The organism is Streptomyces sp. WP-1 (genome assembly GCF_030450125.1).
In the GTDB taxonomy this organism is placed as follows: Bacteria; Actinomycetota; Actinomycetes; order Streptomycetales; family Streptomycetaceae; genus Streptomyces; species Streptomyces incarnatus.
On sequence record NZ_CP123923.1, the window covers coordinates 4940142 to 4964675 of the forward strand.

25 protein-coding genes and 1 tRNA gene are annotated in these 24534 nt (G+C 71.5%); 18 read left to right on the forward strand and 8 right to left on the reverse strand.

From position 1 onward, the window contains the following. Nucleotides 1-143 precede the first annotated feature (143 nt). Nucleotides 144-1301: an SUKH-4 family immunity protein gene (locus QHG49_RS21670; protein ID WP_301490822.1), complete on the forward strand. Its 1158-nt coding sequence runs from the start codon at nucleotides 144-146 to the stop codon at nucleotides 1299-1301. A gap of 21 nt (nucleotides 1302-1322) precedes the next feature. On the opposite strand, the gene QHG49_RS21675 is transcribed toward QHG49_RS21670, so the two are convergent. Beyond that, nucleotides 1323-1394, reverse strand: a tRNA-Cys gene (locus QHG49_RS21675). Between the two features lie 292 nt (nucleotides 1395-1686). Between QHG49_RS21675 and QHG49_RS21680 the strand changes: the two genes are divergently transcribed. From QHG49_RS21680 to QHG49_RS21700, 5 genes are all read left to right on the forward strand, one after another. Next, complete coding sequence (locus QHG49_RS21680; protein WP_159701814.1) at nucleotides 1687-1887, forward strand: CopG family ribbon-helix-helix protein; 201 nt, start codon at nucleotides 1687-1689, stop codon at nucleotides 1885-1887. Then, nucleotides 1884-2306, forward strand: coding sequence for a type II toxin-antitoxin system death-on-curing family toxin (locus tag QHG49_RS21685; protein WP_301490823.1), 423 nt, complete (start codon nucleotides 1884-1886; stop codon nucleotides 2304-2306). Before QHG49_RS21680 ends, QHG49_RS21685 begins: the two co-directional genes overlap by 4 nt. 112 nt (nucleotides 2307-2418) lie before the next feature. Further along, nucleotides 2419-4209: a DEAD/DEAH box helicase gene (locus QHG49_RS21690; protein ID WP_159701808.1), complete on the forward strand. Its 1791-nt coding sequence runs from the start codon at nucleotides 2419-2421 to the stop codon at nucleotides 4207-4209. 301 nt (nucleotides 4210-4510) lie between these two features. Further along, complete coding sequence (locus tag QHG49_RS21695; protein ID WP_159701806.1) at nucleotides 4511-5152, forward strand: IclR family transcriptional regulator; 642 nt, start codon at nucleotides 4511-4513, stop codon at nucleotides 5150-5152. 100 nt (nucleotides 5153-5252) lie between these two features. Next, the gene (locus QHG49_RS21700) at nucleotides 5253-6044 is read left to right on the forward strand and encodes a S16 family serine protease (RefSeq protein WP_159701803.1); all 792 of its coding nucleotides are present in this window, start codon (nucleotides 5253-5255) and stop codon (nucleotides 6042-6044) included. On the opposite strand, the gene QHG49_RS21705 is transcribed toward QHG49_RS21700, so the two are convergent. Further along, nucleotides 6041-6199 carry a hypothetical protein gene (locus QHG49_RS21705; protein ID WP_301490826.1) on the reverse strand — a complete coding sequence of 53 codons (159 nt, stop codon included), beginning with the start codon at nucleotides 6197-6199 and terminating at the stop codon, nucleotides 6041-6043. The two genes, QHG49_RS21700 and QHG49_RS21705, sit on opposite strands and share 4 nt — an antisense overlap. Then, a complete protein-coding gene (locus tag QHG49_RS21710; protein ID WP_186337812.1) occupies nucleotides 6196-6663 on the reverse strand; it encodes an Lrp/AsnC family transcriptional regulator in 468 nt (155 codons plus the stop codon). Before QHG49_RS21710 ends, QHG49_RS21705 begins: the two co-directional genes overlap by 4 nt. A 122-nt stretch (nucleotides 6664-6785) precedes the next feature. On the opposite strand from QHG49_RS21710, the gene hppD reads away from it, so the two are divergent. Continuing rightward, the gene (gene hppD, locus QHG49_RS21715) at nucleotides 6786-7934 is read left to right on the forward strand and encodes a 4-hydroxyphenylpyruvate dioxygenase (protein ID WP_159701800.1); all 1149 of its coding nucleotides are present in this window, start codon (nucleotides 6786-6788) and stop codon (nucleotides 7932-7934) included. A 173-nt stretch (nucleotides 7935-8107) separates the two neighbouring features. Here hppD and QHG49_RS21720 read toward each other — a convergent pair whose 3' ends face one another. Then, nucleotides 8108-9598, reverse strand: a complete 1491-nt coding sequence (locus tag QHG49_RS21720; RefSeq protein WP_301490828.1) for a tetratricopeptide repeat protein — start codon at nucleotides 9596-9598, stop codon at nucleotides 8108-8110. A 92-nt stretch (nucleotides 9599-9690) separates the two neighbouring features. On the opposite strand from QHG49_RS21720, the gene QHG49_RS21725 reads away from it, so the two are divergent. Then, entirely contained in the window at nucleotides 9691-11115 is a 1425-nt protein-coding gene (locus tag QHG49_RS21725) for an FAD-binding oxidoreductase (protein ID WP_301490829.1), read from the forward strand. 29 nt (nucleotides 11116-11144) lie between these two features. On the opposite strand, the gene QHG49_RS21730 is transcribed toward QHG49_RS21725, so the two are convergent. Next, the gene (locus tag QHG49_RS21730) at nucleotides 11145-11558 is read right to left on the reverse strand and encodes an SsgA family sporulation/cell division regulator (RefSeq protein WP_145485272.1); all 414 of its coding nucleotides are present in this window, start codon (nucleotides 11556-11558) and stop codon (nucleotides 11145-11147) included. A gap of 244 nt (nucleotides 11559-11802) precedes the next feature. On the opposite strand from QHG49_RS21730, the gene QHG49_RS21735 reads away from it, so the two are divergent. After that, the gene (locus QHG49_RS21735; RefSeq protein ID WP_301490830.1) at nucleotides 11803-13422 is read left to right on the forward strand and encodes an RDD family protein; all 1620 of its coding nucleotides are present in this window, start codon (nucleotides 11803-11805) and stop codon (nucleotides 13420-13422) included. Nucleotides 13423-13510: 88 nt separating this feature from the next. Further along, on the forward strand, nucleotides 13511-14278 hold the full coding sequence (locus QHG49_RS21740) for an RDD family protein (protein WP_301490831.1): 768 nt from the start codon (nucleotides 13511-13513) through the stop codon (nucleotides 14276-14278). Between the two features lie 10 nt (nucleotides 14279-14288). On the opposite strand, the gene QHG49_RS21745 is transcribed toward QHG49_RS21740, so the two are convergent. Next, complete coding sequence (locus QHG49_RS21745) at nucleotides 14289-14528, reverse strand: hypothetical protein (protein ID WP_145485275.1); 240 nt, start codon at nucleotides 14526-14528, stop codon at nucleotides 14289-14291. A 318-nt stretch (nucleotides 14529-14846) separates the two neighbouring features. Here QHG49_RS21745 and QHG49_RS21750 point away from each other — a divergent pair, with 318 nt between their 5' ends. After that, nucleotides 14847-17201, forward strand: a complete 2355-nt coding sequence (locus QHG49_RS21750; protein WP_159701786.1) for an immune inhibitor A domain-containing protein — start codon at nucleotides 14847-14849, stop codon at nucleotides 17199-17201. Between the two features lie 121 nt (nucleotides 17202-17322). Beyond that, nucleotides 17323-17643 (forward strand): hypothetical protein, encoded by a 321-nt coding sequence (locus tag QHG49_RS21755; protein WP_145485277.1) that lies wholly within the window; start codon nucleotides 17323-17325, stop codon nucleotides 17641-17643. A gap of 4 nt (nucleotides 17644-17647) precedes the next feature. Here the strand turns inward: QHG49_RS21755 and QHG49_RS21760 are convergent, their stop codons facing one another. Together QHG49_RS21760 and QHG49_RS21765 are read right to left on the reverse strand one after the other, a co-directional pair. After that, nucleotides 17648-18244 (reverse strand): nicotinamidase, encoded by a 597-nt coding sequence (locus QHG49_RS21760; RefSeq protein WP_301490833.1) that lies wholly within the window; start codon nucleotides 18242-18244, stop codon nucleotides 17648-17650. 80 nt (nucleotides 18245-18324) lie between these two features. Then, complete coding sequence (locus QHG49_RS21765; protein ID WP_145485279.1) at nucleotides 18325-19671, reverse strand: nicotinate phosphoribosyltransferase; 1347 nt, start codon at nucleotides 19669-19671, stop codon at nucleotides 18325-18327. Between the two features lie 56 nt (nucleotides 19672-19727). Here QHG49_RS21765 and clpS point away from each other — a divergent pair, with 56 nt between their 5' ends. The 6 genes from clpS (at nucleotide 19728) to QHG49_RS21795 (ending at nucleotide 24425) form a co-directional block, all read left to right on the forward strand. Next, entirely contained in the window at nucleotides 19728-20045 is a 318-nt protein-coding gene (gene clpS, locus QHG49_RS21770) for an ATP-dependent Clp protease adapter ClpS (protein ID WP_145485280.1), read from the forward strand. 12 nt (nucleotides 20046-20057) lie between these two features. Continuing rightward, entirely contained in the window at nucleotides 20058-20663 is a 606-nt protein-coding gene (locus tag QHG49_RS21775) for a DUF2017 domain-containing protein (protein WP_145485281.1), read from the forward strand. Between the two features lie 327 nt (nucleotides 20664-20990). Beyond that, the gene (locus QHG49_RS21780; protein ID WP_159701778.1) at nucleotides 20991-22424 is read left to right on the forward strand and encodes an amino acid permease; all 1434 of its coding nucleotides are present in this window, start codon (nucleotides 20991-20993) and stop codon (nucleotides 22422-22424) included. A 145-nt stretch (nucleotides 22425-22569) separates the two neighbouring features. Next, nucleotides 22570-22992, forward strand: a complete 423-nt coding sequence (locus tag QHG49_RS21785) for a Mov34/MPN/PAD-1 family protein (RefSeq protein ID WP_159701776.1) — start codon at nucleotides 22570-22572, stop codon at nucleotides 22990-22992. Between the two features lie 187 nt (nucleotides 22993-23179). Further along, entirely contained in the window at nucleotides 23180-23458 is a 279-nt protein-coding gene (locus tag QHG49_RS21790) for a MoaD/ThiS family protein (protein WP_093677104.1), read from the forward strand. Nucleotides 23459-23474: 16 nt separating this feature from the next. After that, entirely contained in the window at nucleotides 23475-24425 is a 951-nt protein-coding gene (locus QHG49_RS21795) for a PLP-dependent cysteine synthase family protein (protein ID WP_145485284.1), read from the forward strand. Nucleotides 24426-24534: the final 109 nt, after the last annotated feature.

Genomic DNA, 24534 nt, shown 5'->3' on the forward strand with positions numbered 1-24534 from the left:
GCCGGGCGACGCGTCGGGGCCGTCCGGCGCCTGTCCGCCGCGGGGCGTTGTCAGTGGGGCCGCGTAGTGTGCTCAGCGGTGGGGGAGCCGCCTGGCGCGGGGGCCCGTACCGGGGCACGCACGGGCGAGACCGCGGGGGAGCGATGGGTACGACGACGGATGCCGGGGCGGCGATCACGCTGACCGACGCCGAGCTGGACCGCCATGTCACGCATGCGGCGACGCGCGGTCTGCTCGCGGGCCCCGGGCTGCCCGCCGTCACCGATGTGCTGACCTTCTCGCCCCTGCGCGCGCACGGCCTGCGCACCCTCGCGGACGCGGCGGACGGCCCCTTCCACCTGGCGGAGGAGCTGCGGGACCGCCTGGTGATAGGCGAGCTGCTCAACCCGGCGGGCATGGAGCGCGAGTCGATCCTGCTCGACGGCGACACGGGCGAGATCACGACGGCGTACCTCCGCGAGCCCTCCGCCTGGCGCCCCTTCGCACCGTCCCTGGCCACGCTGCTGAGCTTCGCCGCGGTCACCGAGGAACTGGTGGGCCTGCGCGGCCGGTTCGCCTCGCTGGCCGGGCAGTACGGCCCGAGGACGGTCGCCGAGGCCTCCCGCCGGCTGCTGGCCCTCTTCGAGGAGGGCACGGACGGCCGGGTGCCGCCGTACTGGAAGGCGGCGGCCCTGATCCGCCCGCTCGCGCTCGCCGCGGGTCCCGGTACGGCGTCCGGTCTCGCCCTGGACATCCCCGCGCGTGTCCTCGACCAGGAGTTCGGGCACGGCCGGGTGGCCCGCTTCGAGGACGTCGACTTCCCGGCCACGCTCACGCACGAGCCGACCCGCCGCTTCCTGCGCAAGACCGGGCTGCCCGAGGAGGCGGTCCTCTTCTTCACCGACCCGGACGCCCCGCTGCCGACGCTGCGCGAGTACGTCACCCAGGAGTGCGCGGACTACCCCCTCGCCGAACTCCCGGCCCACTGCGACCACTTGATCCGCCTCGGCCGCCTGGTCGAGGACAACAGCCTGGTGGTGGACGGCCGCACGGGCGCGGTGCTGACCTTCTGCGCCCCCGAGGCCGCGCTCCACCCCCTCAACACCGACGTCTCCACCCTCGCGTTCACCCTCTGGCTCCTCCACCACGAACGCACCATCGACCAGCACCTCTCCCACGAACTGACGACGACCTCCTACGACCAACTGGCCGCCGCCATGCTCCACACCCTGACCACCCTCGACCCGACCGCCACCCTCCCGGCCACGGCCTGGCACTACTGGACGACCTCTTTCCAGGACGAGTCGGGCGGGGTGCTCTGAGAACACCCCGCCCGTCAAAAGAGGCCGTGGCGGGATTCGAACCCACGTAACTCGCTTTGCAGGCGAGCCCCTGAACCACTCGGGCACACGGCCGTGTTGATGGAACGACCGTATGGCGGGGGCGGAGGGGGCTCAAGGGGAATGGTCCGGCTGCAATGTGACTGCCATACGGCGTTCACGGGAGGAGGTCGCCGACGCTCGCCGGGCTCTCCCTGGTCGCGGGCGGCGGCGCCTGGGCGCTGGGCTCCTGGCTCCAGTCCCGGCCGTGCCGCGTGTGGGTGACGACCCGCTGCGGGAGCGGCGAGCGGCCGCCACCGCGAGGACGGCCCCGGCGGACCCGTCATCCCGTCGTCCGGTCCCTGATCATGCGCCTAGGCTTGCCGTCATGCGCCCACTGACCGTGCACCTCGATCCCGCCACCCACCAGGCCCTCTCCGACCTCGCCGACGCACAGGGGCGTACGCCGGAGCAGGTGCTGGAGGAGGCCGTACGCCGGTATCTGGCGGCGGAGGAGACGACCGTGCGCGGGACCGCCGAGCGGCTGGCGGGCGCCCACGCCGACCTGCTGAGGAGGCTCGGCGAATGAACACCCAGGCCACCGAGGCCACCGAGGCCACCCAGGCCACCCGCGCCGCCCGCCACCTCACCGTCGCCGACGTCACCGCCCTCGCCACGCTCGCCTTCGGCGGCCGGCCGCCGAAGGCGCGGGAGCCGGGGCTGCTCGCCTCCGCCGTGCACCGCCCCCGCGCCCGGATGTTCGGCACGCCCGCCTACGACGACCTGTACGAACAGGCCGCCGCCCTCCTGCACGCCCTCGCCGCGAACCATCCCCTGGTCGACGGCAACAAGCGCACCGCCTGGCTCGCCACCGCCACCTTCCTCGCGCTCAACGGGGTCGATCTCGCCGGAGTCGACCAGGACGCGGCGTACGCGCTGGTCATCGATGTGGCGGCGGGGGCACAGAGCGACGTGGGCGCGATCGCGGGGCGGCTGCGGGGGCTGTGACGTGGATCCCACCCGGCGGTGACCCCGGGTCGTTCGGGACGGGAGGGGCGGGTGGCGCCGGTAGGGTGGCCCGGTTGTCATACGTAGCCGACTGAACCTGACCACGGAGACCGTGACTACCACCGCCGCTTCCTCCCACCACCTTTCCCCCGCCTTCCCCGGCCGCGCGCCCTGGGGTACCGCCAACAAGCTGCGTGCCTGGCAGCAGGGGGCGATGGAGAAGTACATCCAGGAGCAGCCGCGTGACTTCCTCGCCGTCGCCACGCCCGGTGCCGGCAAGACCACCTTCGCGCTGACGCTCGCCTCGTGGCTGCTGCACCACCACGTGGTGCAGCAGGTGACCGTGGTCGCGCCCACCGAGCACCTGAAGAAGCAGTGGGCCGAGGCGGCGGCGCGGGTCGGCATCAAGCTCGACCCCGAGTACAGCGCCGGGCCGCTCGGCCGGGAGTACGACGGCGTCGCCGTCACGTACGCGGGCGTCGGCGTCCGTCCCATGCTGCACCGCAACCGCGCCGAGCAGCGCAAGACCCTGGTGATCCTGGACGAGATCCACCACGCCGGCGACTCCAAGTCCTGGGGCGAGGCGTGCCTGGAGGCGTTCGAGCCCGCGACCCGGCGGCTCGCGCTGACCGGTACGCCGTTCCGCTCCGACACCAACCCCATCCCCTTCGTGACGTACGAGGAGGACAACGCCGGCATCCGCCGCTCGGCCGCCGACTACACCTACGGGTACGGCTCCGCGCTCTCCGACGGCGTCGTGCGCCCGGTCATCTTCCTCTCCTACAGCGGGCAGATGCGCTGGCGCACCAAGGCCGGTGACGAGATCGCCGCCCGGCTCGGCGAGCCGATGACCAAGGACGCGGTCAGCCAGGCCTGGCGCACCGCGCTCGACCCGCGCGGCGACTGGATGCCCAGCGTGCTGCGCGCCGCCGACCAGCGGCTCACCGAGGTCAGGAAGGCCATCCCGGACGCCGGTGCCCTCGTCATCGCCTCCGACCAGGACTCCGCCCGTGCCTACGCCAAGCTGATCCGCGAGATCACCGGTACGAAGGCCACGGTCGTCCTGTCCGACGACACCGGCGCCTCCAAGCGCATCGACGACTTCAGCGCGAGCGACGACCGCTGGATGGTCGCGGTGCGCATGGTGTCCGAGGGCGTCGACGTGCCCCGCCTCGCGGTCGGGGTGTACGCCACCACCATCTCCACCCCGCTGTTCTTCGCGCAGGCCGTGGGCCGTTTCGTGCGCTCCCGGCGGCGCGGCGAGACCGCCTCCGTCTTCCTGCCGACGGTGCCCGACCTGCTGACCTTCGCCAACGAGATGGAGAAGGAGCGGGACCACGCCCTCGACAAGCCGAAGAAGGAGGGCGAGGAGGACCCGTACGCCGAATCCGAGAAGGAGATGGAGGAGGCGAACAAGGAGCAGGACGAGGACACCGGCGAGCAGGAGCAGTTCTCCTTCGAGGCGCTGGAGTCCGAGGCCGTCTTCGACCGGGTGCTCTTCGACGGCGCCGAGTTCGGCATGCAGGCCCACCCGGGCAGCGAGGAGGAGCAGGACTACCTCGGCATCCCCGGACTGCTGGAGCCCGACCAGGTGCAGATGCTGCTCCAGAAGCGGCAGGCCCGGCAGATCGCGCACAGCAAGAAGAAGCCGGACACCGAGGCCGACCTGCTCGAACTGCCCGCCGAGCGGCGCCCCGTCGTCTCCCACAAGGAGATGATGGAACTGCGCAAGCGGCTCAACACGCTCGTGAGCGCCTACGTCCACCAGAGCGGCAAGCCGCACGGGGTGATCCACACCGAGCTGCGCCGGGTGTGCGGCGGGCCGCCGAGCGCGGAGGCGACGGCGGGGCAGCTGAAGCAGCGGATCACCAAGGTGCAGGAGTGGGCGACGCGGATGCGCTGACGCGCGGCTGACGGCTCGGGTTACGCTGCCGTACGTATCCGGACGTATACCGTCAGTTCGTCTTCGTCCTTGCCCGGATTCTGGACGAAGACTTCCGCTCAGCGAACCCGCTTCGCTACTGTCCCGCTACGCAACGCCCCGTGGCAGCGCCGCCGCGGAGCGCAGCCGTGAAAGCGACAGGGTCCGGAGCCGCCGGGCCGTCCTGCCGATCGGCGGCCTCTGGAGCGCGTCGCCGACGGGACTCGGTGACGCATTTCCCGCCCGGGGGTTCGCCGGCCTCACCGCCGAAGGAGTGGGGGTCGTGACCGCGGAGACCTCTCAGACGCTCGACCGGGGACTGCGTGTCCTCAAGCTGCTCGCCGACACCGACCACGGTCTCACCGTCACCGAGCTGGCCAACAAACTGGGCGTGAACCGGACCGTGGTGTACCGGCTGCTCGCCACGCTGGAGCAGCACGCCCTGGTACGACGTGATCTGGGCGGCCGGGCCCGCGTCGGGCTGGGCGTGCTGCGGCTCGGGCGCCAGGTGCACCCGCTGGTCCGGGAGGCGGCGCTGCCCGCGCTGCGGTCGCTGGCGGAGGAGATAGGCGCGACGGCGCATCTCACGCTGGTCGACGGCACGGAGGCGCTGGCGGTGGCGGTCGTCGAGCCGACCTGGACGGACTACCACGTGGCGTACCGCGCGGGCTTCAGGCACCCCCTGGACCGGGGCGCGGCCGGCCGCGCGATCCTGGCCGCCCGCCGGGCCCCCGCCGCGGAACCGGCGTACACCCTGACCCAGGGCGAGCTGGAGACGGGCGCGTGCGGGGCGGCCGCGCCGCTGGTGGGAGTGACCGGGGTGGAGGGCAGCGTGGGCGTCGTCATGCTCGCGGACTCCGTCCCGGAACGCGTCGGCCCGCGGGTGGTGGAGGCGGCCCGGGAGGTGGCGGAGGCCTTGCGCTGACGGGACCCGGCACCCCTGCCGGCGTCGCGCCGGCGGATCCCGGCACCCCTGTCCGTCACCGCCGACCCGCCGGACCGCACCGGTCACGTAAATTGGCCCCGTGCTCTCACGTCTCACGCGCCCCCAGGCCCTCACCCTGTGCGCGCTCCCGGTCGTCGCGCTCCTCGCCACCGCGGTGTTCGCGCCGCTGCCCTTCTCCGTGGCGCAGCCCGGGATGACGGCGAACGTGCTGGGGTCGAACCGGGGCGCGCAGGTGATCACGGTCAAGGGTGCCGACACCCGCCCGACGAGCGGCCAGCTGAGGATGGTCACCATCGAGGCGACCGGCCCCGACGCCCGCCTCACCTTCGCGGACCTCGCCGGTGACTGGTTCCGTACCGACCGGGCCGTGATGCCCCGCGACGCGGTGTACCCGAGCGGCAACACGCTCAAGGAGATCGAGCAGCACAACACGGCGCAGATGCGGCAGTCGCAGGACGCGGCGACCAGCGCGGCGCTGAAGTACCTCGGCCTGAGCCCCGACAAGGTCGAGGTCACGCTGAAGCTGGCGGACGTGGGCGGCCCGAGCGCGGGCCTGCTGTTCACGCTGGGGATCATCGACAAGCTGAACGGCGACGGCCACGGCGGCGACCTCACCGGCGGCCGTACCGTCGCCGGTACGGGCACGATCGACGCGGCCGGCCATGTCGGCGCGGTCGGCGGCGTGGGCCTGAAGACGCAGGCCGCGCGCCGGGACGGTGCCACCGTCTTCCTGGTCCCGAGGGCCGAGTGCGCCGATGCCCGCGGCGATCTCCCCAAGGGCCTGCGCCTGGTCCCGGTGACCACCCTGAAGAGCGCGGTCGACTCCCTGCGTGCCCTGGAGACCGGAAAGGGCTCGGTACCGAGCTGTTAGGGCCGACGCATGTGGTAGCTGGTCGCGCCGCTGGACTCACCGAGGCTGGACTCGCCGAGCCGCTCGGCCGGTCGGGACGCGGTGGCGGGGCCGTGGTCCCGCGGCGCGTCCCGCAGCTGCGTCCACAGGGGACGGGCGCCCGTCGGGCCCCTCACTCCTCCGCCGCCTGTTCCACCAGCGGGATCACCCGCAGCGGCACCGGGTTCTCCATCACGATCGCCGTGGAGGCCCGCACGATGCCCTCGAAGCCGACGACCCGGTCGATCACCCGTTGCAGATCCGCGTTCGAACGGGCCACGAGGCGGCACAGCATGTCCCCGCTGCCGGTCGTGGTCAGCAGCTCCAGCACCTCCGGCACCGTCGCCAGGTAGGCCCGCACGTCCGCCCCTTGGCCCTGCCGGATCTGGAGCGTGGCGAACGCGGTGACCGGATAGCCGAGGGCCGCGGGGTCCACCTGGGGACCAAAGCCGCGGATCACGCCGTCCGACTGGAGCCGGTCGAGCCGGGCCTGCACGGTGCCCCGGGCGACCCCGAGCCGCCGGGACATCTCCAGCACGCCGATGCGCGGCTCCCGTGCCAGCAGCACGATGATCCGCCCGTCCAGATGATCGATCGCCACGGCCCCTCCCGGGGTGGTCATCCTGTACAGAAAGCCCGGCCACTGGGCCGTTTCACCTAACAAATTGCCCAGTGGATACGGAAACTATTGCGCACCTTGCAGAGTCCGGTCACCCTTCCGCTATGACGCAGACCACACAGCACACTCCCGACGCGACCGCCCGGCAGGCCGACCCCTTCCCGGTCAAGGGAATGGACGCGGTCGTCTTCGCCGTGGGCAACGCCAAGCAGGCCGCGCACTACTACTCCGCCGCCTTCGGCATGAAGCTGGTCGCCTACTCCGGACCGGAGAACGGCAGCCGCGAGACCGCCAGTTACGTCCTGGAGAACGGCTCGGCCCGGTTCGTCCTCACCTCGGTGATCAAGCAGTCGAGCGAGTGGGGCCGCTTCATCGAGCAGCACGTCGCCGAGCACGGCGACGGCGTCATCGACCTGGCCATCGAGGTCCCGGACGCCCGCGCCGCGTACGAGTACGCCATCGCGCAGGGCGCCCGCTCCATCGACGAGCCGTACGAGGTCAAGGACGAGCACGGCACCGTCGTCCTCGCGGCCATCGCCACGTACGGCGAGACCCGCCACACCCTGGTCGAGCGCACCGGCTACGAGGGCCCCTACCTCCCCGGCTTCGTGGCCGCCGAGCCGATCGTCGCGCAGCCCGAGCACCGCACCTTCCAGGCGATCGACCACTGCGTCGGCAACGTCGAACTCGGCAAGATGGACGAGTGGGTCGGGTTCTACAACAAGGTCATGGGCTTCACGAACATGAAGGAGTTCGTGGGCGACGACATCGCGACCGAGTACAGCGCGCTGATGTCGAAGGTCGTCGCGGACGGCACCCTGAAGGTGAAGTTCCCGCTCAACGAGCCCGCGATCGCCAAGAAGAAGTCCCAGATCGACGAGTACCTGGAGTTCTACGGCGGCCCCGGCGTCCAGCACATCGCGCTGAACACCAACGACATCGTGCAGACCGTCCGTGACATGCGCGCGGCCGGTGTCGAGTTCCTCAACACGCCGGACTCGTACTACGACACCCTCGGCGAGTGGGCCGGTGAGACCCGGGTGCCCGTGGAGACCCTGCGCGAGCTGAAGATCCTCGTCGACCGCGACGAGGACGGCTACCTGCTGCAGATCTTCACCAAGCCGGTCCAGGACCGGCCGACCGTGTTCTTCGAGCTCATCGAGCGGCACGGTTCCATGGGCTTCGGCAAGGGCAACTTCAAGGCCCTGTTCGAGGCGATCGAGCGCGAGCAGGAGAAGCGCGGCAACCTCTAGGACTGTCGCGGCAACCTCTGGGACCGTCGCCGCGACCTCCAGGGACAGGCGCGCCGGCCTCTAGGAGAGCGGCGCGGCGATCTCTGGACAGAGTGACCGCCACCCCCCACGACGGGGACCGCCCGGTGCCGCACCCACCGGCCGGTCCCCGTCACCGCGTCCACCCGGACGCGTCACCCGGGCACCGCCACATCCGGCGGATTCCCCAGTGCCGCGAGGGCCGACTTCGCCTCGCGGGCCCACAGCGGGGAGAACGCCGGGTTGATCTGGAGCGCCTCCTGAAGGCTGCGCCGGGCGGGACCGTCCAGCTCCAGGGCGGATTCGATCGCGCCCCGGTGATAGGCGTACAGCGCGCTGCGCACGCCCCCGCCCTTCGTGCCGTCCGTCGCCGTCGTGGCGTACTCCAGGGCCTCCTCGTCCTCGCCGACCCGGTGCAGCGCCCAGCCGAGCGCGTCGGCCGCCTCGGTGCCGGGCTGCCGGTCGTACTCGGCGCGCAGCCGCTCCACGGCCTGCTGCGCGTCCCCGTGGTCGGCCTCGTACCGGCCGAGCACCAGCTCGTCGTCCACCCCGTCCGACGTCTCCCGCCGCGCCAGCTCCCGCACCTGGTCGTAGCTCGCGCGGGCCTGCTTGACCATGCCCAGCGACTCGTACAGCTCGCCCAGGTCGAGCGCGTCGCGCGGGTCCGGGCGGCGGGCCAGCGCGGTGCGGTACGCGGTCACCGCCTCCGTCGAACGGCCCAGCGCCGCCAGCACCCGGGCCCGCCCGGCGGGCGCGGCCGGCTGGTCGGCGTCCTGGCGCAGGGCCGCGTCGTAGTGCCGCAGCGCGTCCTGGAGATCCCCGCGCTCGAAGGCCAGCTGACCCAACTGGGTGAGACAGGCGGCCTGTTCGGCGGGGGTGCCGGCGGCGGCCGCCGCGTCGGTCAGCTGGGCCACCGCGTCCTCGCGCCAGCCCCGGTTCCGGTAGACCGCGGCGGCCCGCGCCATCACCGCGGGCCGCTCGGCCGGACCCGGCTTGAGCGCCATCAGCTTGTCGAAGGAGTCGCCGACCGCGTCGTAGTCGCCGAGCCCGGTGTCCGCGTCGATCAGCTGGGAGTACGACGACCACCGCGTCGGCGCCAGCTCCTGCGCCTGCTCGGCGTAACGTTTCGCCTCGGTGAAGTCACGGCGCGCCAGGGACAGCGCGGTCAGGCCGTCCAGCGCCTGGACGTTCTGCTCCTCGTCCACCAACTGGAGCGAGGTCTCAAGCGCCCGCTCGGCCCGCGGGAGGTCGGCCGTCCGGGCCGTGGCACGCCCCCGTTCGACGTACGCCGTCCCCAGTACCGCCCACGCCTTGGCGTCCTGCGGCTGGGCCCGCACCCGCTGCTCCTGCTGTCCGATCAGCGCCGTCAGGGCCGGCAGCGTGGCCGGCATCCCGGTGGTCACCGCGGTCAGCGCCAGCGCCGCCTGCGCCGGGGCGCGCAGCTGCGCCCGGTGGGCCCGGGGGCCCGGGGCGGGTTCACTCGCGGCTCCGGGCCGGATCCCCGGCCACATGGCCAGGACCGCTCCCGCGACCACACCGCCGCTCAGCGCGGTGACCAGTACCCGCCGCAGCAACCGCCGGGAACGGCGGGGCGCGGGCGGCCCGCTCGGCAGGGGCGTTCCCGGCACGCTCACTCGGTTGTCCATGGCGCTCACTGTGCGTCAATATGACAAGAAGATCGCGCCGGGCGTGGCGAGAGGCTGACGGGGTTCACACCGATGGCCGTGAGTGCGAACCTGTGATCATGAGCCGCATCGAAGCACGTCGCGATGAAGCCGTCGAAGCCATCGCAGCAACCGGCAGTCTCACCGACCGGCTCCTGGCCGGCCTGCCCCCCGAGGCCGTGCTCACCGACCCCGACGTCACGGCCGCCTACGCCCACGACATGGCCAGTTTCTGCCCCGCCGGAGCCCCTGCCGTCGTGGTCCTGCCGCGCACCGTGGAGCAGGTGCAGCACGTCATGCGCACCGCCACCGCACTGCGCGTCCCCGTCGTCCCCCAGGGCGCCCGCAGCGGACTGTCCGGCGCGGCCAACGCCTCGGACGGCTGCATCGTGCTGTCCCTCACCAAGATGGACCGCATCCTGGAGATCAGCCCCGTCGACCGGGTCGCCGTGGTCGAACCGGGCGTGATCAACGCGGACCTCTCCCGCGCCGTCGAGGCGCACGGCCTGTACTACCCGCCGGACCCCTCCAGCTGGGAGATGTGCACCATCGGCGGCAACATCGGCACCGGCTCCGGCGGCCTGTGCTGCGTGAAGTACGGCGTGACCGCCGAGTACGTCCTCGGCCTGGACGTCGTCCTCGCCGACGGCCGGCTGATGTCCACCGGACGGCGTACCGCCAAGGGCGTCGCGGGCTACGACCTCACCCGGCTGTTCGTCGGCTCCGAGGGCTCCCTCGGCATCGTGGTGCGCGCGGTCCTCGGCCTCCGGCCCAAGCCGCCCGCGCAGCTGGTGCTGGCCGCCGAGTTCCCCTCCGCCGCGAGCGCCTGCGACGCCGTCTGCCGGATCATGGCCGGCGGCCACCTCCCCTCGCTCCTCGAACTGATGGACCGTACGACCGTCAAAGCGGTCAACGACCTGGCCCGCATGGGCCTGCCGGAGACCACCGAGGCACTGCTGCTCGCCGCCTTCGACACCCCGGACCCGGCCGCCGACCTCGCCGCCCTCGGCGCCCTGTGCGAGGCCGCCGGCGCCACCGAGGTCGTCCCGGCCGAGGACGCGGCCGAGTCCGAGCTGCTCCTCAAGGCCCGGCGGCTCTCGCTGACCGCGCTGGAGGCGGTCAAGGGCACGACGATGATCGACGACGTGTGCGTACCCCGCTCCAGGCTGGGCGCCATGCTGGAGGGCATCGAGGCGATCGCCGCGAAGTACGGCCTGACGATCGGCGTCTGCGCCCACGCGGGCGACGGCAACACCCACCCCACCGTCTGCTTCGACGCCCAGGACGAGGACGAGTCCCGCCGGGCCCGCGAGTCCTTCGACGAGATCATGGCCCTCGGCCTGGAACTGGGCGGCACCATCACCGGCGAACACGGCGTCGGGGTGCTGAAGAAGGACTGGCTGGCACGGGAGATCGGGCCGGTCGGGGTGGAGATGCAGCGGTCGGTGAAGCAGGTCTTCGATCCGCTCGGCATCCTCAACCCGGGCAAGCTCTTCTGAGGCCGCCGGGCCCTCGGGTCCGGCCGGCCTCACCGGGCGAGCAGCTGGTCGAGGGCGTCGTCGATGCCGAGCTGCCCGCCCTCCGTGCCCGGCGGGACCACCCGCAGGGTGCGCTCCAGCCAGGCGGAGACCTGCGGGGTCGGCGCCTCCAGGAGCGCGTCCCCGTCGGGTGAACTCAGCGCCATCAGAACGACGCTGCGGCCCCCCGACTTCGTCGGCCACACCCGCACGTCCCCGTGCCCGCACGGCCGGAACACCCCCTCCACCAGCAGCTCGCGGGCGAACGTCCAGTGCACCGGGAACTCGGAGTTGATGTGGAAGACGACGTGGACGGCGTAGGGGTCGTCGGAGCGGTAGGCGAGCCGGGCCGGGACCGGGATGCTCCGCTCGGGCGACAGGATCAGCTTGAGTTCGAGCTCCCGCTCCACCACGGTGTGCTGCATGACCTGGGTTTCCTTTCGTGCCGGGGACTGCGCGGGGCCGCTCGGTGCGAGCCCGTACCAGGGGAGAGAGGGCAACGGCCCGAGCATTACGCGGGTCCGGAGAAAATTTTTTCGGCCCGGTCCGTGCGGCGCGCGCGGCGTTGCCCGGATGGAGTGGGTCCTGCGGGACTGGCCGTGGCGCGTGCCCGCGTCTGATAGATGTGGGTGGCCCATCCCACCCACGAGCAGATACGGGACGACGGACATGAGCGCCCCAACCCCGGCCCCCGGTGACGACCGGCCCCGCGAGGGCTACTACCCGGACCCGTCCATCCCCGGCTACGTCCGGTACTGGAACGGCGCCGCCTGGGTGCCCGGCACCAGCCGCCCGGCCCCGAAGGACGGCGAATCACTCGCCCCGCCCCCGGGCGTCACCCCGGCCGTGGAGGAGACGGGCCCGCACTTCTTCGACGAGGAGCCCGGCGGCCCGGCGGCCTCGGGCCCGGCGGTGACGGGCAACTCGGCCCAGGAGCCGGGGGGTTCGGGGGCGGCCCGGCCCTGGCCCGCGGTGGACGGAGCCGGAGCCCCGGGCCGGGCGGGCGTCCCCGGTCAAGGGGGACACGCGGGTGGCTCCGGGCAACCGGCGGGCACAGCCGGGCAGTTGGGCAGCCCTGGGCAAGGGGGCGCCGGCGTCCCCGGCCAACAGGCGGGCCAGGCAGGCGCGTCGGGGCAGGCGGGGGAGTGGGGCGGCCGTCCGGGACAGGGCGGCCAGTGGGACCGGGGCGCCGCCGGGCAGCAGGCCGGGCCCGCCGATCCGCGGCAGGCCTCCGTGCCCGCGCAGGCCGGGGCCCCCTGGGGTGCCGACCCCCGGGTCCCCGCCGAGGGGCCCGTGCGGCCCGACGGGCGGGCCGAGCGCGCCGACGGCACCGCCACGATCCCGCCGGCCGAGCGCGACGCCCCCGACCCCGGCACCTTCGTCTTCCGGCGCCCGGTCACCGGTCGTACCGACGACGGCACGATGACGATGCGCCCGGTACCGCCGAAGCAGGCCGACGTGCCCGGCTTCCACGCCCAGGGCCCGGTCGCCGCACCCACCCCCGCGTCGCCGCCGCCCGCCGCGCCCACGGTCCCCGCCCCGGCGCCCGTCACGCCCGTGGTCCCCGCCCCGGCGCCCGTCACGCCCGCGGCCCCCGCCCCGGGGCCCGGTTTCGGTGCCGTACAGCCGCCGCAGGACCGGGGGCCCGCGCCCGCCCCGCAGGTACCGCAGCAGGGCGGGCCCGCAGGGGGGTCCTGGGCGCAGCAGGTGCACCAGCTGGCCGGGGGAGCGGCGCAGGAGCAGCCCGTCGCGCCGTGGAAGCCGCCGGTGGAGGACGTCTTCCAGGCGGCGGCGCGCAGACAGGCCGCCGCCCGCCCCGCCGGCCTCGGCAAGCGGCTCGCGGCCCGGCTGATCGACACCGTGGTCGTGGGCGCCGTGACCGCCCTCGCGGCCGTCCCGCTCGGCACCCGGGCCCTCGACCACATCCAGCAGAAGGTCGACGCGGCCCGGCAGTCCGGGCACGAGGTCACCGTCTGGCTGCTCGACGGCACCACCGGCACCAGCCTCGGCATCGTCCTCGCCGTGCTGCTCGTCCTCGGCGTCGCCTACGAGGTGCTGCCCACCGTCAAATGGGGCCGCACCCTCGGCAAGAAGCTGTGCGGCCTCGACGTGCGCGACATCGAGGGCCATGAGCCCCCGGCCTTCGCCCCCGCGCTGCGCCGCTGGCTGGTGTACAGCGTTCCGGGGCTGCTCGGCATCGGGATCGTGGGCGTGCTGTGGTGCCTGTTCGACCGGCCCTGGCACCAGTGCTGGCACGACAAGGCGGCGCACACCTTCGTCGCGGGCTGAACCGGGGCGTCGCCGGACCGGCCGTACCCGTACCCCGTACGGCCGTCCGCCGGATGCGGAGCCGGGGCGTTCGCGATCCACTCGGGCCATGAGCAGCGCACCGCCCCCCGGCTCCGGAGAGCAGCCACCCGAGGACGACCCGTTCAGGAAGCCGCCCCCGCCGAACCAGGGGCCGGGCTCACCGTACGACTCCCCGCCCCCGGGCGACGCCGGGCAGCCACCTCCCTATGGCGGTCAGCAGCCCCCGCCCTACGGCGGCCAGCAGCCCCCACCTCCGGGCGGCCCCTACGGGGGCGGGCCCTACGGCGGCGGCGAGCCCCCACCCGGTGGCGGCGGCCCCTACGGGGGCGGCCCGCACGGCGCCGGGGGCTACCCCGCCGACCCGCCGGCCGGCATGCCCCCGCTCGCCGACAGCGCCAAGCGGACCCTCGCCCGCATCATCGACATGATCCTGGTCGGCATCGTCGTCTACCTGCTCACCTGGGCGTTCGACGTCCGCGAGTACGACGTGAACGGCGACCGGATCGACGCCGCCCGCTCCCTGGGGCAGTCCGTCATCGCCGCCGTGCTCTACATCGCCTACGACACCTTCCTCATCCACCGCACCGGCCAGACCCTCGGCAAGAAGTGGCTGGGCATGCGGGTGGCCAACCTGTCCGACGGTGCCACGCCCAGCGCGCAGACCTCACTGCTGCGCGCGCTGGTGCTGTGGCTGCCGTTCGCCTTCTGCTGCGCCTGCGTCTGGACCGTGATCTGCGGCGGCTGGAGCTTCTTCGACAAGCCCTACAAGCAGGGTCTGCACGACAAGGCCGCCAAGACGGTCGTGGTCAGCACCGACACCGAACAGCGACGCTGAGCGGACGACCTCACAGGGCCGTCGGGACGCGCTCCCCCTCCGGGGCCGTCCCGGCGGCCTCCTGCTGTGTGCCCCGGGCCCCCGGCGACGGCACCGTCATCGCGACCAGCAGCCCGAGCGCGAGCGCCGCCAGGGCGATGACGGCGACCCCGGTGCCCGAACTCGTCTGGGACAGCAGCAGCATGGCGAGGGTCGAGAAGATCACGGTGCTCGCGCCGTAGGCGAGCTGGGCGACGGTCGGACGAGGCATGGCAATCAAGTCCTCGGAGGTCTTCGGGTATCGGGGGTAGCCGTTCGACTCTCTCCCCGCCTGCATGCCCGAGCGGACGCACGGGTAAGCGTGACCTAACCCACGCCGTCGATGCATGGGGGGCGCACAGGAAGCACGCTCTGGCTAAAGCCGACGTCAACTCCGCATAGTGCACCTTGCCTTACAGAGTCAAGATCTGTCTTTTCTTCTAAACCTCTAGTCAAATGTCGTCACTTGAACACGCGCTTGTCATGCGCGCACGGACTTCCGAACCCGGGAACCCCCTGTCCGCGCGCGGGGCGCGGGGGAGGAACTCAAGTGACCAGCAGATCCTGGACGTTCAGAGCGGCCGCGATCGGTGTCACGATCGCGGCGGCCTCCGCCACGTTCGCCACCTTCGCCGTCGCGGAGGCGAGCACGCGGGGGCCGTCCGGTGCCGTGCACCGGCACGACCCGGCCCCGGTGCAGCAGAAGTCGCACGACCTCGACGGACCGCTGAGCAAGACCCAGAAGGCTCAGCGCGAAGAGGCGCTCAGTCAGATCATCGCGGGCAAGGCCAGCCCGCAGGAGCGCGGCGGCTCCAAGGTCGTCAAGCTCAAGAGCGGCAAGGGCAAGAGCAAGTACGTCGAGCTGAGCCGCGAGAAGACGGACAAGATCTTCACGATCCTGGTGGAGTTCGGGGACAAGACCGACCCCAAGTTCGGCGGCACCCCCGGCCCGCTGCACAACACGATCGCCGCGCCGGACCGCAAGAAGGACAACTCCACGGCCTGGCAGAAGGACTACAACCAAAAGCACTTCCAGGACCTCTACTTCGGCACCGGCAAGAAGACCGAGTCGCTGAAGAAGTACTACGAGAAGCAGTCCTCGGGCCGCTACTCCGTGGACGGCGAGGTCTCCGACTGGGTCAAGGTCCCCTACAACGAGGCCCGTTACGGCAACGACGCGTGCGGCTCGACCAACTGCACCACCGTCTGGAACGTGGTCAGCGACGGCCTGAACTCCTGGGTCGCCCAGCAGAAGGCGGCCGGCAAGTCCGAGGCCGACATCAAGAAGGACCTGGCCAAGTACGACCAGTGGGACCGTTACGACTACGACGGTGACGGCAACTTCAACGAGCCCGACGGCTACATAGACCACTTCCAGCTGGTGCACGCCGGTGAGGACGAGTCCGCGGGCGGCGGCGCCCAGGGCACGGACGCCATCTGGGCCCACCGCTGGTACGCCTTCGGCACCGACACCGGCTCCACCGGCCCCGACGCCAACAAGCTCGGCGGCGCGCAGATCGGCGACACCGGTGTCTGGGTCGGCGACTACACCATCCAGCCGGAGAACGGCGGACTCGGCGTCTTCGCCCACGAGTACGGCCACGACCTCGGCCTGCCGGACGAGTACGACACCGACGGCGGCGACAACTCCACCGGTTTCTGGACCCTGATGTCCTCCGGCTCCTGGCTGGGCACCGGCAAGGAGTCCATCGGCAACCTGCCCGGCGACATGAACGCCTGGGACAAGCTCCAGCTGGGCTGGCTGAACTACGGCACCGCCAAGGCCGGCAAGAAGTCCTCGCACAAGCTGGGCGTCGCCGAGTACAACACCAGGAACAAGCAGGCCCTGGTGGTCAGCCTGCCCGACAAGGCGGTCACCACCGACATCACCCGGCCCGCGCAGGGTGCCACCCAGTGGTGGAGCGGCAGCGGCAACGACCTGAAGAACACGCTGACCCGTTCCGTCGACCTCACGGGCAAGTCCTCGGCCACGCTGAGCCTGGACGGCTGGTGGGCCATCGAGAACAACTACGACTTCCTCTACACCGAGGTGTCCACCGACGGCGGCGCCGACTGGACCGCCCTGGACGGCACCGCGGACGGCCAGGCCATCCCGCGCGACGGCGGCGGCAAGCCCGCGCTGACCGGCTCCTCGGAGACCGACAAGAAGCTGTCGTACTCCCTGGACGCCTACGCCGGCCAGAAGATCCAGCTGCGCTTCCGCTACCTCACGGACGGCGGCGTCGCGGAGAACGGCTTCACCGCGGACGAGATCACCGTGACCGCCGACGGCGCCGCGCTCTTCTCGGACGACGCCGAGTCCGCGGACAACGCGTGGACCTCGAACGGGTTCTCCCGCATCGGGGCGTCCTTCACCAAGGACTACAAGCAGTACTACATCGCCGAGAACCGGCAGTACGTGTCGTACGACACCACGCTCAAGACCGGCCCGTACAACTTCGGTTCGAAGGCGCGGCCCGACTGGGTGGAGCACTACCCGTACCAGAACGGCCTGTTGATCTGGAAGTGGGACCTGTCCCAGGCGGACAACAACACCAACGCCAAGGACCACCCGGGCGTCGGCCAGATCCTGCCGGTCGACTCGCACCCGACCGCGCTGCGCTGGAAGGACGGCACGCTGATGCGCAACCGGATGCAGGCGTACGACTCCCCGTTCAGCCTGTACCGCACGGACGGCCTCACGCTGCACAACGCGGACGTCGCGACGAAGATCAAGTCCTCGAAGGGCGTCTCGGTCTTCAACGACCACACCAGCGACTACTACGACCCGGCGAACCCGGCCGGTGGCGTGAAGGTAACTGACACCAACACCAAGATCTCGATCGTCCACGAGGCCAAGGACGGCTCGACGATCTCGGTCAAGGTCGGACCCGCGGTGAAGTAGTCCGCATCTTCGCAGGTCAGACGCGTATCGGCGGCAACCCCTTGGCGGGTCGCCGCCGATCGTGTTTAGGTGCGTTCTGTGACTCGCTTATTGACACCGACCGGAACGGGGATGTGACCGCATGGCCGCTGGAGGCTTCTGCAAACTGCCGAACGGCACCGTCGTCGTCGCGCTGAACCTGCCCGACGACGCCGCCGGCGTGCGGGTCCTGGTGCACGCCGGCAACCGCGCCCGCGCCCTGACCCGGCTGCGCAATCTGGGCCTGCGGCCGATCTATCTGCGGGGCAACACCGCGCCTCCGACGCCGGACGAGATCACGGCGGTCCTGCACCACCCCGACGGCCTCATATGGCGTACGGCACCCGCGGACAACGGTGTCCTGCCGCCGGAGCTCTGGCACCCGATCCGGGCGCTGCTGCGCAGGTCGGCGGTGGTCCGGTAGCGGATCAGCCGCCGCTGACGACCGGCTTTCCCAGCAGCTCCACGCCCGCTTCCCGCAGCTCCTCCAGGGCCCGCTCCGTCGTCGCCGGGGAGACGCCCGCCGTCAGGTCCAGCAGGACCTGGGTGCGAAAGCCCTCCCGGGCGGCGTCCAGGGCGGTCGCGCGCACGCAGTGGTCCGTGGCGACGCCCACCACGTCGACCTCGTCGATCTCGCGGGCGCGCAGCCACTCGGCGAGCGGGGTGCCGTTCTCGTCGGCGCCCTCGAAGCCGCTGTACGCGGCGGAGTAGGCACCCTTGTCGAAGACGGCGTCGATCGCCCCGGAGGCGACCGCGGGGGCGAAGTTCGGGTGGAAGCCCACCCCCTCCGTGCCGGCGACGCAGTGCGCCGGCCAGGAGCGGACGTAGTCCGGGTCGTCCGCGAAGTGGCCGCCGGGCGCGATGTGGCAGTCCCGGGTGGCCACCACATGGCGGTACCCGGTGCCCCCCGCCTGCCCGATCAGCTCGGTGATCGCGGCGGCGACGTCCGCACCCCCCGCCACCGCGAGGCTGCCCCCCTCGCAGAAGTCGTTCTGCACATCCACGGCGATCAAGGCGCGACGCATGATGGTGTCCTTCTCCTGGTGTGAAGTACCCGAGCCTAGAGAATTACGGGCCCGTAGGGGAGGGGGCCGGGCGACAGACCCTAGCTGCCCGAGCGCTCGTGGACGTACTCCGTCACGAGGACCGGTTCCCCCCGCGACAGCTGCGTCGCGGACAGGGGGAGGTTCGCCCGCGCGGCGATGTGCCGCTCGCGCGCCACGTCCAGCGGCTCGCGCGCCACGACCCGGCCGTCCTCGACCAGCCGTACCAGCAGCTGCCGGTCGGCGAGCTGTGCCGGGACCGGTCCGGTGCCCACGACCTCCGCCTCGGCCACCCCGTGCGCGTCCAGCCGCCGCGCCGCCCACTTACGGCCCCCGACGGACGCCTTGCCCCCGCTGGACCGCTTCGCGACCGGCACCAGCGGCGCCCCCGGGTCCGCGGTCCCGGCGCGCGCGACCAGCTTGTAGACCATGGACGCGGTCGGATGCCCGGAACCGGTGACCAGCTGGGTGCCGACGCCGTACGCGTCCACGGGAGCCGCGGCCAGCGAGGCGATGGCGTACTCGTCCAGGTCCGAGGTGACCACGATCCGGGTCCCGGTCGCGCCCAGCTCGTCCAGCTGCCGGCGGACCCGGTGCGCGACCAGCAGCAGATCGCCGGAGTCGATGCGCACCGCGCCCAGTCCGGGCCCGGCCACCTCCACCGCCGTACGGACCGCCTCGGTGACGTCGTACGTGTCCACCAGCAGCGTGGTGCCCGGGCCGAGGGTGTCCACCTGGGCCTGGAAGGCGTCCCGCTCGTGGTCGTGCAGCAGGGTGAAGGCGTGCGCGGAGGTGCCGACGGTCGGGATGCCGTAGCGGAAGCCGGCCGCGAGGTCGGACGTGGTGGCGAAACCGCCGACATAGGCGGCGCGCGCGGCGGCGACGGCCGCCAGCTCATGGGTGCGGCGGGCGCCCATCTCGATCAGCGGGCGGTCCCCCGCGGCGGAGGCCATCCGGGAGGCGGCGGCCGCGATGGCGGAGTCGTGGTTGAGGATGGAGAGGATCACCGTCTCCAGCAGCACGCACTCGGCGAAGCTGCCCTCCACGCGCAGGATCGGGGAGCCGGGGAAGTACACCTCGCCCTCGGGGTAGCCCCAGATGTCCCCGGTGAACCGGTATCCGGCGAGCCACGCCAGGGTCTCCTCGTCGACGATCCGCTGCTCGCGCAGGAAGCCGAGCTGGCCCTCGTCGAAGCGGAAGTTCTCCACCGCGTCCAGGACGCGCCCGGTGCCCGCGACCACGCCGTAGCGCCGCCCCTCCGGCAGCCGCCGGGTGAAGACCTCGAACACGCTGCGCCGCTCGGCCGTACCGGCCTTCAGCGCGGCCTGCAACATCGTCAGTTCGTACTGGTCGGTGAAGAGCGCCGTCGAGGGAACATCCACCGGCAGCCCAAGGTCCGCTGTGTTCATGGCAGGGATCGTACCCCCTATTCGTCAGTGTGACGATTTCCGGGGTGCATGGCAGCATGGGCACTGTGACGTCACCCGCGCCCGTAGAGATCGAACGCACCGAGTCGGCGGAGGAGGTCTTCGCCGTACCCGAACCCGACGTCCCCTGGGTCACCCTCGTGCACAACGACCCGGTCAACCTCATGAGCTATGTGACCTACGTCTTCCAGACGTACTTCGGCTACTCCAAGGACAAGGCCACCAAGCTCATGCTCGATGTCCACCACAAGGGCCGGGCGGTCGTCTCCAGCGGAACCCGCGAGGAGATGGAACGCGACGTGCAGGCGATGCACGGCTACGGTCTGTGGGCCACCCTCCAGCAGGACCGGAAGTAGCGACCCCATCCCATGCCCGGACAATTCGAACCGCTCCCCGGCGGCGGCGCGGCCGTCGCCCTCGACGACGTCGAGATCTCCATCATCCGCTCGCTGGCCGTCCAGCTCCTGGAGCTGATCGGACCGGGCCCCGGCGAGGACGCCCCCAGCGACCCGCTCGCCGAGCTGTTCGCGGAGGGTCCGAGCGAGCCGCCCGCCGACCCGGTGCTGCGCCGGCTCTTCCCGGACGCGTACAGCGACCCGGAGAAGGCCCCGGACTCGCCCGCCCAGGCCGAGGAGCGGCGCGCGCACTCCGCCGAGTTCCGCCGCTTCACGGAGAACGACCTCCGGGCCGGCAAGCGGGAGAACGCCCTCGCGGTGATCCGCAGCCTCGACGCGCTCGCCCCGGTGGACGAGGGCGGCGCCGTGCTGAAGCTGTCGCCCGAGGAGTCCCGGCGCTGGCTCGCCTCGCTCAACGATCTGCGCCTCGCGATCGGCTCCCGCCTGGAGATCGCGGACGACGACGACACCGAGCTGCTCTACCGGCTCCCCGACGAGGATCCGCGCAAGCCGATGGTGCTGGCCTATCTGTGGCTCGGCGGCCTCCAGGAAACCCTGGTGTCGACCCTCATGTCGTGATTCCGGCGATCCCGGCGATTTGCGCGTCCGCTCAGCGGACGCTCAAATCCGGATAACGATCCCGTCACCGTTGCGGCCTGGTTTGCCGCATTCACCCGCTCTTTGTCCGCTTTTACCTGTGAAGCGCGCCACATTCCTCTCCCCCGATCAATATTGCGGCCGTGATAAATCTTCACGACCGCCCGGCGAACACCACCCTTGTCCGCCGGGTGCGCCACCGAGCCGACGACCGTCGGCCAGGCATGAACTCCATCAATCCGGGGGGATTCGAAACCCGGTTCGCGGCCGACGAAAGGCACGGATCGGAATGGAGAAAGGCGCACCACCATGACCTCAGCGCAGGTCGACCAGCGTCCCGACGGCTCCGAGCCCGCGCGGGCGGAGGGCGGCGAGGGCGAGGGTTATCAGCGCGGGCTCGGCTCCCGCCAGATCCAGATGATCGCCATCGGCGGTGCCATCGGCACCGGTCTGTTCCTCGGCGCGGGCAAGGGCATCTCCAAGGCGGGACCCAGCCTCATCCTGGCGTACGCCATCGCGGGCCTCGTCATCTTCTTCATCATGCGCGCGCTCGGCGAACTGCTGATGTACCGCCCGGTCTCCGGCTCGTTCTCGGAGTACGCGCGCGAGTTCATCGGTCCCTTCGCGGGCTTTGTCACCGGCTGGACGTACTGGCTGTTCTGGGTGGTCACCGGCATCACCGAGGTGACCGCCGCGGCCGCCTACATGACGTACTGGTTCGACATTCCGCAATGGGCCTCGGCGCTGATCTTCACGTTCGTGCTCTACGCCGCCAACCTGATCTCCGTGAAGCTCTTCGGTGAGCTGGAGTTCTGGTTCTCCATGGTCAAGGTGACCGCGATCATCGGCATGATCCTGATCTGCGCGGGCATCCTGACGATCGGCTTCTCCGACGCCGGCGACACCGCCTCGGTGAGCCACCTGTGGAACCAGGGCGGCTTCTTCCCGCACGGCATCGGCGGCACCCTGATGACGCTCCAGATGGTCATGTTCGCCTTCCTCGCCGTCGAGCTGGTCGGTGTCACCGCGGGCGAGTCCAAGGACCCCAAGAAGGTGCTGCCCAAGGCGATCAACACCGTGCCGTGGCGGATCGCCGTCTTCTACGTCGGCGCGCTGATCATGATCCTTTCGGTGGTGCCGTGGACCGAGTTCCACCCGGGCGTGAGCCCCTTCGTGGCCGCCTTCCAGAAGATGGGCCTGTCGGTCGGCGCCGGCATCGTCAACTTCGTGGTCCTCACCGCCGCGCTGTCCTCCTGCAACTCCGGCATGTACTCCACCGGCCGCATGCTGCGCGACCTGGCGCTCAACAGCCAGGGCCCCAAGCTGTTCACCCGGCTGACGCGCAGCGGTACCCCGCTCGTCGGCACCACGTTCTCCGCCGCGCTGATGCTCGTCGGCGTCTGGATCAACTACCAGTGGCCGGGCAAGGCGTTCGACTACGTCGTCTCCTTCGCGACCATCTCCGGCATGTGGGCGTGGATCGTCATCCTGATCTGCCACATCCGCTACCGGAGGGCGTCCGACCGCGGGCTGCTGCCCCGCTCGGAGTTCCGGGCCCCCGGCGCCCCGTACGCCAGCGTGCTCTCCCTGCTGTTCATCGGCATGGTGATCGTGCTGATGGGCATCGACAAGGATGCCCGGGTCTCGCTGTACTGCGCGCCGCTGTGGGGTGTGATCCTCGGCGTCTCCTACGCGGTGCTCAAGCGCCGCAACCCGGAGGCCGCGGCCTTCGCCAAGCGCTGACGCCACCGCCGGACCCTCACCGGGACGTCCGGCCGCCGGGAGCACTCGTGGCGCCCCCGGCCGCCGCCGCTCAAGGACGTCCAGCATGCGGGCCGCTCCGTACCATCCCTCGGTACGGGGCGGCCCTCTGCTTATCCTGGCCCCCATGCTGACCATCACCCAGGCCCTGTACGACCGGATCGTCGCCCACGCCCGCGAGGACCACCCCGACGAGGCGTGCGGCGTCGTCGCGGGCCCGGCCGGCTCGGACCGCCCCGAGCGGTTCATCGCGATGCTGAACGCGGCCATGTCGCCGACCTTCTACGAGTTCGACTCCGGCGATCTGCTCAAGCTCTACCGCGAGCTGGACGACCGCGACGAGGAGCCGGTGGTCATCTACCACTCCCACACCGCGACCGAGGCGTACCCCTCGCGCACGGACATCTCGTACGCCAATGAGCCCGGCGCCCACTACGTCCTCGTGTCCACGGCCGACACGGACGGCCTCGGCGACTTCCAGTTCCGGTCCTTCCGGATCGTGGACGCAGAGGTCACCGAGGAGGAGGTCAAGGTCGTACAGGCCTACTGATCTCAGCATCCGGCCGGGATCCGTCCGCCAGCTGGGATCACATTCCGGTCCCCTGACCGGGAATCGATACGATGAGCCCATGGTTACGACTGTGGTGCGCGCCCTCGGCCTGTGACGGCGGTGTGCCCCTCGGCTGACGTACCGAGCCCGCAGCCCCCGAAGACCCTTCCGACAGGAGCCCGCAACCATGGCCATCGAGGTCCGCATCCCGACCATCCTCCGCACGTACACCGACGGCCAGAAGGCCGTGGAGGGCAGCGGGAACACCCTCGCCGAGCTGTTCACCGACCTGGAGAGCCGGCACGCGGGCATCCAGGCCCGCATCGTGGACGGCGACCAGCTGCGCCGGTTCGTGAACGTGTACCTGAACGACGAGGACGTCCGCTTCCTGGACGGCATCAACACCAAGCTGTCGGACGGCGACAACGTCACGATCCTGCCGGCCGTCGCCGGTGGTATGCGCTGATCGGTCGCTGAACAGCATGCGCTACGACTCCCCGCTGGCCGCGGTGGGCAACACCCCCCTGGTGCGCCTGCCGCGGCTGTCGCCGTCCCCCGAGGTCCGGATCTGGGCGAAGCTGGAGGACCGCAACCCCACCGGCTCGGTCAAGGACCGGCCCGCCCTGCACATGATCGAGCAGGCGGAGAAGGACGGCCGGCTCACCCCCGGCTGCACCATCCTGGAGCCGACCTCCGGCAACACCGGCATCTCGCTGGCCATGGCGGCCAGGCTCAAGGGGTACCGGATGGTGTGCGTGATGCCGGAGAACACTTCCCAGGAGCGCCGGGACCTGCTCGGCATGTGGGGCGCGGAGATCATCCCCTCGCCGGCCGCGGGCGGCTCGAACACCGCGGTGCGGGTGGCCAAGGAGCTGTCGGCCGAGCACCCGGACTGGGTGATGCTCTACCAGTACGGCAACCCCGACAACGCGGGCGCGCACTACGCCACCACGGGTCCGGAGATCCTCGCCGACCTGCCCTCGGTCACCCACTTCGTCGCGGGGCTCGGCACCACCGGCACGCTGATGGGCGTGGGCCGCTATCTGCGCGAGCACAAGCCGGACGTCAAGATCGTGGCCGCCGAGCCGCGCTACGACGACCTGGTCTACGGTCTGCGCAACCTGGACGAGGGCTTCGTCCCGGAGCTGTACGACGCCTCGGTCCTCACCACCCGCTTCTCCGTGGGCTCCGCCGACGCGGTCACCCGCACCCGTGAACTCCTCCAGCAGGAGGGCATCTTCGCGGGCATCTCCACGGGCGCCGCGCTGCACGCCGCGATCGGCGTCGGCAAGAAGGCCCTCAAGGCGGGGGAGTCCGCCGACATCGTCTTCGTCGTGGCCGACGGCGGCTGGAAGTACCTCTCCACGGGCGTCTACACGGCCGCCACCACGGAAGCCGCCGTCGACACGCTCCAGGGCCAGCTCTGGGCGTGATTCCCGGGGCGTGAGTTCCGGCCGCGTCACGTCTCAAGTGATCACCAGCCCCCTCTCACGAGGGGGCTAAGCCGTTCCTATGGGGAAGCAAAGAAATCCTTCTGGCACT

Coding starts and splice junctions, on each gene's coding strand:
- QHG49_RS21730 (WP_145485272.1), bottom strand. CDS start 11,558: ATGCAGCACACCGTGGTGGAGCGGGAGCTCGAACTCAAGCTGATCCTG.
- QHG49_RS21760 (WP_301490833.1), bottom strand. CDS start 18,244: ATGCGTCGCGCCTTGATCGCCGTGGATGTGCAGAACGACTTCTGCGAG.
- QHG49_RS21790 (WP_093677104.1), top strand. CDS start 23,180: ATGGCCATCGAGGTCCGCATCCCGACCATCCTCCGCACGTACACCGAC.
- QHG49_RS21765 (WP_145485279.1), bottom strand. CDS start 19,671: ATGAACACAGCGGACCTTGGGCTGCCGGTGGATGTTCCCTCGACGGCG.
- QHG49_RS21795 (WP_145485284.1), top strand. CDS start 23,475: ATGCGCTACGACTCCCCGCTGGCCGCGGTGGGCAACACCCCCCTGGTG.
- QHG49_RS21670 (WP_301490822.1), top strand. CDS start 144: ATGGGTACGACGACGGATGCCGGGGCGGCGATCACGCTGACCGACGCC.
- QHG49_RS21735 (WP_301490830.1), top strand. CDS start 11,803: ATGAGCGCCCCAACCCCGGCCCCCGGTGACGACCGGCCCCGCGAGGGC.
- QHG49_RS21685 (WP_301490823.1), top strand. CDS start 1,884: ATGAACACCCAGGCCACCGAGGCCACCGAGGCCACCCAGGCCACCCGC.
- QHG49_RS21680 (WP_159701814.1), top strand. CDS start 1,687: ATGCGCCCACTGACCGTGCACCTCGATCCCGCCACCCACCAGGCCCTC.
- QHG49_RS21745 (WP_145485275.1), bottom strand. CDS start 14,528: ATGCCTCGTCCGACCGTCGCCCAGCTCGCCTACGGCGCGAGCACCGTG.
- QHG49_RS21740 (WP_301490831.1), top strand. CDS start 13,511: ATGAGCAGCGCACCGCCCCCCGGCTCCGGAGAGCAGCCACCCGAGGAC.
- QHG49_RS21775 (WP_145485281.1), top strand. CDS start 20,058: ATGCCCGGACAATTCGAACCGCTCCCCGGCGGCGGCGCGGCCGTCGCC.
- hppD (WP_159701800.1), top strand. CDS start 6,786: ATGACGCAGACCACACAGCACACTCCCGACGCGACCGCCCGGCAGGCC.
- QHG49_RS21785 (WP_159701776.1), top strand. CDS start 22,570: ATGCTGACCATCACCCAGGCCCTGTACGACCGGATCGTCGCCCACGCC.
- clpS (WP_145485280.1), top strand. CDS start 19,728: ATGGGCACTGTGACGTCACCCGCGCCCGTAGAGATCGAACGCACCGAG.
- QHG49_RS21755 (WP_145485277.1), top strand. CDS start 17,323: ATGGCCGCTGGAGGCTTCTGCAAACTGCCGAACGGCACCGTCGTCGTC.
- QHG49_RS21780 (WP_159701778.1), top strand. CDS start 20,991: ATGACCTCAGCGCAGGTCGACCAGCGTCCCGACGGCTCCGAGCCCGCG.
- QHG49_RS21720 (WP_301490828.1), bottom strand. CDS start 9,598: ATGGACAACCGAGTGAGCGTGCCGGGAACGCCCCTGCCGAGCGGGCCG.